Origin of the sequence: Wolbachia endosymbiont of Nomada ferruginata, from assembly GCF_001675785.1 — a bacterium.
Lineage (GTDB): Bacteria > Pseudomonadota > Alphaproteobacteria > Rickettsiales > Anaplasmataceae > Wolbachia > Wolbachia pipientis.
Map to the genome: position 1 here is coordinate 1 of NZ_LYUY01000048.1, position 10,235 is coordinate 10,235.

Below are 10,235 nucleotides of genomic sequence, written 5' to 3' on the forward strand. Positions count from 1 at the left end.
TGTTGGATATTTTTTCCTCATCTCTTACCTCAATATTCTTTCTTTATATACTACGTATTCCTTGGTTTGTGGACAACCTCTAGTAGCGGAATGACGAATTTTTGTTTTTCAAATTGTCAGTAAATCTAAGTCAGTTTAGCTATATAAAACATAGTATAAAAAGAGCTATTTTAGCAAAATTTTAAACAAATAAAGTTAATTACTTCACAATTGATACCTTACGAGAAAAGCACATTTGATACAGATTTAAAATACAAGTTAACGAATTATTATGATTTTTACCAAGATAATAATATAGTAAGGTTTGGTAGTGAGGTATCAAAATGGGAAAATACACTAATGCATGGTTTTATAAGAAGACTGACCCAAATCATCACGATTGTGCAAATGATGGCACTTGTGGACAATCTATACAAAATTGTGAAATTGGTAATACAGACATTTCTTTTTTTGATAGTAACAAAAACTTAATTGCCAAAGTACCTAAACTACCAAAGTATTCTAGTGATAAATATGGGCATCAATTGTACAAGGAAGCTGAGTCAAAGCAGTTCAATTATTTTTCCACAAATATACATGATGTTTTGTCTAACAGCTTTACCGTTAAATACGGGTATATAAATTGTACTATAAAATACGACAACTTATCTGAGCAGGAACAAAACCAAATAGAAACAGACATTAAAACTGCCTATGAGGCATTTAAAGAAAAGTTTTGCTTCAAAGATAGTAGCATAAGTAAAGATATAACGGTTTACATTTTCAATAATAGAAGCGATTATACAAAGTATAACAATCTTCTCAGCATAGATGAAGATGGTGGTCCAGGATATATTACACGAGGAGTAACAGATTATCAGAATATTCTGACATATAAGCAAAGTACCATGGATTTTGTTCTAGGTCATGAGCTAGGTCACATATTTCAATTACGTTTTTCACCATCAGCAACAGTCCGAACTTTGAATATTCTGGATACTGAACTCATAGCAAATGTTGTTGGACGAGAGGTAGAAGAAAAAAATTATAAAGCTATTTGCAAGCAGATGGGTGTAGATGAATATAAAGACCGTGGATGGATGTTTCAATTTAAATATAAGGATACAACTGGTAGTATATACCGCAAAGATCTTTCAGAAGAAGAAAAATTTCAAATTATACAACGTATCAAGAACTCTGGATTAGATGAATATGAAGACCGTGGATCGATGTTTCAATTTAAATATAAAGGTACACTTTATAAATATCACAAGAACCTTTCAGAAGAAGAAAAATTTAAAGCTATACAAAATGTCAAGAGTATTCATGAACTAGTAGATGAATATGAAGACCATGGATCAATGTTTAGTTTTAAATACAAAGGCACCACTTATAGAGCAGAACACAGAGATTATCTTTCAGCAGAAGAAGAAAAACTTCAATTTATTAAAGACATTAAGAACTCTCATGAATCGCTCGTTAGTGAATGTGATGGATTGGGAAACGAGAATACAACTTTAGTGATTTACATTGATGAAAATAAGGAGATAAGTCAAATGTATTTTCATAATCCCGACAAGAATATATCTAAATGGTTAGATAAGACACTCATAAGCAGAGGTAAACCTGAACAAGATGTGGATGACACAGCAGGAAAAGAGCCTGAACCAGGATCAGCCGAAGAGGATACTCAGCAACCCAGTAGTTTCTTATCCAATATTTTTTCAACAATTAAATCTATTATTGATTCTATCTCATCACTCTTTTCATGGTTATTTGGGTCTAAAGAGGAAAAATCTGATGACAATCTTTCTTTGTTTAAGCTCGATGCTAATGAGTTAGATCACGATGTTAAGCCTGATGCCAATGAGTTAGGTCACGATGTTAGAGATCACTTATCAGACAATTATAACCATTACAACTCATCTGATGGGCTATAGCTAATTTACAGTATCTGTTCAGATGCATGGCTAATGTACAAATATTGAAACAAAAATTCCAGTGCCCCTTGATGTCATTCCAGTGCTTGACACTGGAATCCAGCTTTTGATCGAAAATGCTATATAGTACACAATCAAATTTTCTGGATCCCAGTGTCTGGGCACTGCCCTTTTGGATGGAAACCAGTGTCAGCTACTTGCATGACACCCATTTGTTCCTATAGTTGTCTTTTCTCGTCTACCTTATTTTGCCACTCCGCTGAACAGATACTGTTGAACAACTTCCCTTTTGGTCATATTGAACCAAATTTTTTTTTTCATACCACTTTAATTGCTGACAATAGCCTTGTTAGTTTTTGTCATAATGCGATCAAACACTCCCAATAACCTCTTTAATAGGTTTGGAGTTAGCGAAGAGATAAGATCAACAGATACGTTATTGTTTTTGTCATCACCACTTGCTTTATAGTCTATTGAAACGATTCCCCTACTTTTCCCGCCAGTAAGAAGTTTCCCAATTATAGGAATTTTTAACAAAGATTTATTAATTGAATATGCTGGTATTACCTGTCCTTCAACTTGGAATTTATAATTTCTAATGTCGAGCTTACCGCTAGTGCTAATGCCTAATTCCGCTCCTTCAAGCCAAGATTCTTCAATTTCGACAGAGCCGTCTTTGTATGAGAAAGGTGCATTACATTTATAAAAGTATACACCTTCATTTTTTATGGCATTTACAATGCCAGGCAATGAAGACATCGACAATAAAGTAGTAAGTAGTGGAGCATCTTTGATGTAGAAATTGCTAATGGATAACGTACCATAATGTTCTCCACTTTCTCTCTGAGGAGAGAGATAAAAAGACAATTTGCCGTTTTTAATTGATTTACTAATGCCTAAGGAACGCAAAAGCATACCTGAATTATCCGCATATATTTCGAGCCCTATTCCACTGTATTCTGCTAGTATGTTGCTGCTATCTTCCAGAAACTGCCCTGTAAATTGACTTCCATTGCAATTACCTTTAGTACAGGTTACATTCAGCTTAGCATTTTTGATAACGATGCCTTCTTTCATAATTACATTGTCAACATTCATACTAATCTCTATATCTTTATTTAATCCATTACTGTTTTTGCCAAGCAAGCCTAAAATATCACTTAAGTTAATTTCCTCACCATAAATAGTTATGGCATTTTTCTCCTTACCTGATTCAATTTCTATACTAAAATCATTATCAGGCAATTTAAAGCTACTAGAATTTAAATATAAATTTCCATTTTCTACTCTTCCGCTGAATTTTATATCTAGGTCATTTCCTACAATGTCTAATTTATCTACTAACAATTCACCTGCTCCTTTTAACCTTGTAGAAAACAAAATTTTATTGTGATCTTCAAAGCGATTTTTCCACCCTAAGTAGCTTGAATGTGATTCAAATTCTGATAAATCTATATCACCATTAACATACCCCGTCTTATCTTGATTTATCACTGACTCTAAATTTGCACTGACATAGCCACTATCAAAATTAAATATTTGAGCAGGTAAATCTCCGGTCAAATTCCAGGCGAAACTTTCATTCCTATTGCTACTTTTCAGGTCAAATAATAGCTGTGTGTTATTCACCATACCACTACCATTTAAATCTATAAAGTCACTGCCAAAACTAAGCTTAATATCATATTTACCAAGACTTGCATTATAGACGGCCAAATTGTCAATTTCGGAATGAAAATTGGCCGAAAAATCTACTTTTTTGTCATCAGCATTTAGATTAAAAATGCGAAAACTGAATACAGATTTTGCCATTCCACTTACTTTATCCCTTTCAACCTTCACCACATCATCCAGCTTAAATCTTATAGGCTCATATAAACCATATGCATCACTTACAGCTTGGCCATTAATGGTTAGAACTGAATTTTCCTTATTGAGAGATTTCATTTCAATATCACCACCATTAATAGTGAAATTCTGAAACTTAGCACTATTTACAGTAATTTCAAGATCGTTATTCTTGATGATCAAATCACCCTTTAATTCCTTTACTTGCTCAAAATCTTCATCAAATTTTACGCTACCGTTTTCTATATCAGCAACTACTACGATATCTGACAGATCGTTATTAAATAAATTTTTAATTTTGCCATTGAAACTTACAATTGTGTTTAAAACATTCCCATCAATATTATCACAATACCAGCTTTTAAATTTACTATTTACTACACCATCTGGTACATAAGTACATAAATCCTTTGCAGCAAACTTACTAATATTAATTCTAAGCAAAGCATGGCTTGTACTAAAGTTCATCTTGCCTATTAAAGAGAGATACGTGTCATTTAACTTAAAATGGAAGTTTTTTACACTAATAATTCCATCACTATATGTTAAATTTATATTTACATTAGTTAAGGCTAAATTTTTGTTCAAATAATTTTCTGTATTCAATACGTATATATTTCCATCTACAATTTCATCCTTTTTATTAATTTTCACTGAGAAGCTTCCTTTGAATCCTACATTTTTGTCCAAATTGTAGCTTTTAACTAATGTAGAAAACTCGCTCAATAGTCCCAATTTTAGATCATAAAATGTCCCGTACACATTTAACAAATTGTTGCGATTTTTTATCGTAATTGATAAATCATCCAAAAATCCCTTTCCATCTTTTGTATTCACATGAATATCTAAAACATTAAAATCTTCCCCCTTCCCTATATACAATTTATCAATAAAAAATTCATCTTCTGTGCTTTTATCAATAGCGATGTTAGTAAATTCAATTTTTGAATCCGCATTTAAGTCAAAAAAAAATTCCCTTATTGTTTTTAATAGATTTTTTGCACTACTTTCTGTCATCTTGAAATTCTTCCCTGTCATCCCAGTATCTTTTTTTCCTGTCATCCCAGCACTCGTCCTTGTCATCCAAGTAGCTTGACTACTTGTTTCTTTTTTTCTAGATTCCAGCGTCACGCGCTGGAATGACACCGAAGGAAGGCGGTTATTACTTAAATAATGATTATCCAAAAGGTCTAATGAGTTTTGCGGATTAACATTAGTTTCTTCTCTCTTGATACATACATGCACATTATCAGCTGAAACCTGAGAGAGATTTGTGCTAGCTTTAAATAAGGAACTTAACTTAAAATGTACAAAAAGCTCAGGAACTTTTATAGTAAAATTAGGGTTTGCTATTGCCAAATCCGTAATGACTAAATACGGATCTTTGCCATCTTTCTGCCAAACAACTGAGGTATTCTCCATATTAACGCTTGAGCCAACAAATATTTTTGATATTTTATGTTTAACATAGAAATTAATATAATTAATATTGATTTCTAAAGGCTTAAAAAAAATAAAGAAGCACAATATGAATAATAAAGCTACGGAAAATAATATAGTAATTTTTTTAAGCATCGATTATTGCTTTTCTTGCTAAACTATCAGCCTCCTCATTATACTTATCGCCACTGTGTGCTTTAACCCACTTCCAATCAATTTCGTGTTGTGAAGCAACGTTGTCTAGCTCTTTCCACAATTCCATATTTTTTACTGATTTTTTATTGCTTGTTTTCCAGCCATTCATTTTCCACTTATTTATCCACTCTGTTATACCATGTTTAACATAGAGACTATCCGTATATAAATTAATATTACAAGAAAATTTTAACGCTTTCAGTCCATTGATTACTGCTGTTAACTCCATTTTATTATTTGTGGTATTTTCTTCTCTACCATAAATGTCTTTTCTATAATCTTGAAATAATATGATAGCTGCCCATCCTCCCGCTCCAGGATTACCAGAACACGCCCCATCCGTATATATTGTCACTTCCTTTTTGCTCATCTTTCACTGTAATGAATTAATAAAGTATATAGTTGCTTCTATGAAAGCACAATTTCTAAAGGTAGTTTAAGCTGCACCTTTAAATTTTATTATAGAAACAAAAAAAAGTGTGACAACGAGCATTACCAAAAGGAAAAGTAAAAAATAGTTTTTATACTTCTGCCGTTCTTTCATAACTAAAATAAATCAATAGAACAAAAAATAATACTGGCAAATAGGGAAAATAGATAAGAAATTGAATAAGAAAACATTTGTTTCTGTGAGTTGTGGTTCTTGAACTTCATAACAGATACAGCGTACCAAATAAAGATGCAACCTACAAAAATTGCCATGCTTAGATAAAGTAAAGCCTTTTTCAAGAATAGAGCTGGAAGCAAGCTAGTTAGCACCAGCAAGACACTATAAATTAATATATATTTTCTTGTTTTTTCCGGACCATAAACAATATTGAACATTGGAATCGATGCCTTTGCATAGTCTTCAGACTTATTTAAAGATAGGGCCCAAAAGTGTGGCGGAGTCCACATAAAAATTACTAAAAATAAAATGAAACTTTCCCAACTGACAGAATTAGTTACAGCTGCCCAGCCAATCATTGGAGGAAAAGCACCTGCTGCACCACCGATAACGATATTCTGCGGAGTACGCCTTTTTAGCCAAATTGTATATACGAAAACGTAAAATAATATGCTAACTGCAAGCAAAGCAGCAGAAATATAATTTACTGCTATTGCCATGATAAATACTGACAATATTCCAAGAGTTATACCAAATTCAAGCGCGCTTTCTGCAGAAACTCTACCTGAAGGTATAGGGCGGTTTTTTGTCCTTTCCATGAGCAGATCTATGTCTTTGTCATACCACATATTTATAGCACCTGCAGATCCTGAGCCAAGAGCAACACATATAAGAGATATTAGTGCTAGAAAAGGGTGCATACTACCTGGTGCAGTAACCATACCAGCAACTGCAGTAAATACCACAAGATACATTATCCTTGGCTTCAGCAAACGCCAAAAATCCAGTATTGTTGATTCAACATTGAGCAAAACACTTGTATGCATTCTATTTTATCACTGGTGGTTTTTCGAAAGTATGAAAAGGCGGTGGTGAAGATACCGTCCATTCCAAGGTGTCACCTTCCCAAGGATTATCTCCAGCTTTTTTGCCCCATTTGAAGAGATGTATAACTATAAACACAAAAAACATAACTGAAACAAAGGACATATACGAACCAATTGAGGATATATAATTCCAAGGGATAAACGCATCAGGATAATCAGGTATACGCCTTGGCATACCAGCTAATCCTAAGAAATGTTGAGGTAAAAAAGTGATATTGGTGCTAATAAAAGTAAGCCAAAAGTGGATTTGACCTAAGCGCTCATTATATTGTTTACCCGACATTTTACCAATCCAATAATAAAAGCCAGCAAAAGCTCCAAATAATGCAGCAAGTGACATGACATAATGGAAGTGAGCAACAACATAATAGGTGTCGTGCAGGAGCTTATCTATTCCACCATGAGAAAGAATTATTCCCGTTATGCCACCGCCAACAAACATGAAAATAAAACCCAACGCAAATAGCATAGGGGTTTTAAACTCAATTGCTCCGCCCCACATAGTTGCAATCCAACTAAAGACTTTTATACCGGTTATAACACCGATAAAAATTGTGGTAGTGCTAAAAAATGCAGCAGCGTCAGCACTAAGCCCAACAGTGAACATATGATGAGCCCAAACCATAAAGCCAAATACTGCTATACCTATCATTGCATAAACCATCCCTATGTAACCAAATACAGGTCTGTGAGAAAAAGTTGATACAACCTGACTTATGATGCCAAATGCAGGAAAAATAATTACGTAAACTTCTGGATGACCAAAAAACCAAAATAGATGTTGAAATAACACAGGATCGCCACCACCGGCAGGATCAAAAAAGGAAGTACCAATATTGCGATCAGTAAGAAGCATAGTTATAGCACCGGCAAGCACTGGTAAGGCGACAATCAGCATAAATGCTGTTAGCAAGACAGACCAAACAAATAGTGGCATCTTAGTTAATGACATGCCTTTTGCGCGCATGTTAAATATAGTAACTATAAAGTTGATCGCCCCAACAATTGACGACATACCAGCAACATGAAGTGCAAGTATAGCAAGGTCAACTCCTGCACTTGGATGGGACATTACCTGTGATAAAGGTGGATATAAAGTCCAACCCGTACCTGCACCTTCGCCAGCAAATGCTGAGAGAATGAGCAAAATAAAAGATGACACTAATAACCAAAAACTTAAATTATTCATACGAGGAAATGCCATATCGGGTGCACCGATCATAAGAGGCACAAACCAGTTACCAAATCCTCCCATGAGGGCTGGCATTATCATAAAAAACACCATTATCAACGCATGCCCTGTAACCATTACGTTATATAATTGATAGTTATTGTTAAGTATATTAATGTGCATTAGCTGAGTGCGAATAATCACCGATAATAATCCACCAATAATTCCAGCTAATATGGAAAAAATAATGTACAGTGTCCCTATGTCTTTATGATTAGTGGAAAACAACCAACGCTTTATGCCCTTTGGTACGTCACTCATATCTATACTCCAAATTTAACTCACTAATTTTCTATTTTCAATCCACTTATTAAAATCTTCTTTGCTTACTGCTTCAACAACAATTGGCATAAATCCATGGCCTTGACCACACAATTCGTAGCACTGCCCGTAATAAACACCAGGCTTTTTGATATTAAACCACGCCTCATTCAGCCTTCCTGGTATTGCATCAATTTTTACACCGAAAGCTGGTACTCCCCAGCTGTGTATCACATCTCCTGCTGTAACTTGTAAACGAACGTTAGCATTAACGGGTAAAACGATGTTGTTATCAACAGAGAATAGCTTTAAATCTCCTTCGATAAAGTCTTCTTTTCCCTTAATATAACTATCAAATGACACACCTTGATATTCTGGATATTGGTAACTCCAATACCATTGATGGCCAATAACTTTCAGTGTTATATCAGCTTTCGGTATTTCTTCCTGTAGCTTCAGTAATTTAGCGTTTTCAAAGGCTAATATTCCAACAATGATAGTTGGTATAACAAACCAAATAATTTCTAAAGGAACACTATGGGTAGTTTTACTTATGTTTGTTACTTTGCTTTTACGAAAGCGAAACGCTATATAAGCAAGCAGCGCCCACACAAAGAGCATTATTGCAACCATCACAAGCATCACAAACGAATGTGACCTAACTACAGCCTCCATTACTTCAGTTGCAGGAGCAGGAAATCCAAATTGCCAGGAAGTAGGAGCAGAGGCAACAGATATATTTGAGTAAAATATTATCAATAGTGCAAATAACTTCACCATATCTTTTGTTTGTTTGCTATAAAACTAAGTGATATACTGTATAATAGTATATATAAACTTACTATGCAAATAGAGATTAGTGATGGTTAATAATTTTTTAGCATTCAACAAGTATAATAGTACAATACTAATTTGAGGAAAAAAGCATTTACATAAATCTATTGTAAGTAAAAATATTATAATATTTTAAATTAAGTATTTACTTTAAGTAAATTCTATAATAAGTTTAATAGTGTCTGTTACTGCTAATAACCCTCTAGCCTCACACCTAAAAGCAGTAACAGACACTATTAATTTATGATAAGTTTATGATTTGCAAGATCAAAATCTTGTTGTTAATTAACTTTTAATGCCTATGGTAGCATTTATAGCTTGGACCAAAGGTTTATGCATTATAGAAAATAATTATAAAAAAGCACACTATTTGTATACCATACAAACTTTTTTCATTCTGCATAGCTGAGTTACTAGATTCTGTAAACGAAATCTTTAGAGAAGCCAAATGGGCAAAGTTTCATGAAGGTCTTTGGCATCTCTTAGCATAGATCCCTTACTTAACCGTCATACCGCGATTCATTCGCAGTATCTCAAAGCATAGATCCCGCTAACAAGTAGCGGGATGACGGTTGTCAGGGCAGTGTCCCTATGATGTCATTCAAGTAGCTGACACTGGTTCCTTTATGATGGCAGTGCCCCTATGGTGTCATTCCAGTGCTTGACACTGGAATCCAGCCTTTCCATAATCATCAAACATTGTATTTTAACGTAAAACAGCTATTTTTATGCTCACCAACTTAATAAAATTCCTGGATCCCAGTGTCAAGCACTGGGATGACAAGGTATAAACCTTATCGTCATACCGCCACAAACCGTCATACCGCCGCGGTATCTCTAGATCCCGCTAACAAGTAGCGGGATGACGATTGTCGTTTAGCTATAAATATTAAGAAATTTACCAAATAAAAAAAAGGCAAAAGAAGCCCTGGGGTTATTATCCGCTTTAAAATATTGGCGTTTTTTATGTTTTAAACGCTTGACAAGCGAGATTCAGCCGCTTTTAATTGCAA

7 protein-coding genes are annotated in these 10,235 nt (G+C 34.1%); 1 reads left to right on the plus strand and 6 read right to left on the minus strand.

Annotation, left to right across the window (positions count from 1 at the left end; genetic code table 11):
* Nucleotides 1-323: 323 nt before the first annotated feature.
* A complete protein-coding gene (locus BA053_RS03605) occupies nucleotides 324-1,919 on the plus strand; it encodes a hypothetical protein (RefSeq protein ID WP_065094989.1) in 1,596 nt (531 codons plus the stop codon).
* 30 nt (nucleotides 1,920-1,949) lie between these two features.
* On the opposite strand, the gene BA053_RS06770 is transcribed toward BA053_RS03605, so the two are convergent.
* The 6 genes from BA053_RS06770 to coxB form a co-directional block, all read right to left on the minus strand.
* A complete protein-coding gene (locus BA053_RS06770) occupies nucleotides 1,950-2,084 on the minus strand; it encodes a WPE palindromic element domain-containing protein (protein WP_082941409.1) in 135 nt (44 codons plus the stop codon).
* Between the two features lie 162 nt (nucleotides 2,085-2,246).
* Nucleotides 2,247-5,342, minus strand: coding sequence for a YhdP family protein (locus BA053_RS03610; protein WP_065106772.1), 3,096 nt, complete (start codon nucleotides 5,340-5,342; stop codon nucleotides 2,247-2,249).
* A complete protein-coding gene (gene rnhA / locus BA053_RS03615; RefSeq protein ID WP_065094991.1) occupies nucleotides 5,335-5,772 on the minus strand; it encodes a ribonuclease HI in 438 nt (145 codons plus the stop codon). Before rnhA ends, BA053_RS03610 begins: the two co-directional genes overlap by 8 nt.
* A 176-nt stretch (nucleotides 5,773-5,948) precedes the next feature.
* A complete protein-coding gene (locus BA053_RS03620; protein ID WP_065094992.1) occupies nucleotides 5,949-6,836 on the minus strand; it encodes a heme o synthase in 888 nt (295 codons plus the stop codon).
* A 1-nt stretch (nucleotide 6,837) separates the two neighbouring features.
* On the minus strand, nucleotides 6,838-8,388 hold the full coding sequence (ctaD, locus tag BA053_RS03625) for a cytochrome c oxidase subunit I (protein WP_065094993.1): 1,551 nt from the start codon (nucleotides 8,386-8,388) through the stop codon (nucleotides 6,838-6,840).
* Nucleotides 8,389-8,403: 15 nt separating this feature from the next.
* A complete protein-coding gene (gene coxB, locus BA053_RS03630) occupies nucleotides 8,404-9,168 on the minus strand; it encodes a cytochrome c oxidase subunit II (protein ID WP_065094994.1) in 765 nt (254 codons plus the stop codon).
* Nucleotides 9,169-10,235 lie beyond the last annotated feature (1,067 nt).

Bases quoted from the DNA above. Each gene is read 5' to 3' on its own strand.
- BA053_RS03605 (WP_065094989.1), top strand. From the start codon at position 324: ATGGGAAAATACACTAATGCATGGTTTTATAAGAAGACTGACCCAAAT.
- BA053_RS03610 (WP_065106772.1), bottom strand. From the start codon at position 5,342: ATGCTTAAAAAAATTACTATATTATTTTCCGTAGCTTTATTATTCATA.
- rnhA (WP_065094991.1), bottom strand. From the start codon at position 5,772: ATGAGCAAAAAGGAAGTGACAATATATACGGATGGGGCGTGTTCTGGT.
- BA053_RS03620 (WP_065094992.1), bottom strand. From the start codon at position 6,836: ATGCATACAAGTGTTTTGCTCAATGTTGAATCAACAATACTGGATTTT.
- ctaD (WP_065094993.1), bottom strand. From the start codon at position 8,388: ATGAGTGACGTACCAAAGGGCATAAAGCGTTGGTTGTTTTCCACTAAT.
- coxB (WP_065094994.1), bottom strand. From the start codon at position 9,168: ATGGTGAAGTTATTTGCACTATTGATAATATTTTACTCAAATATATCT.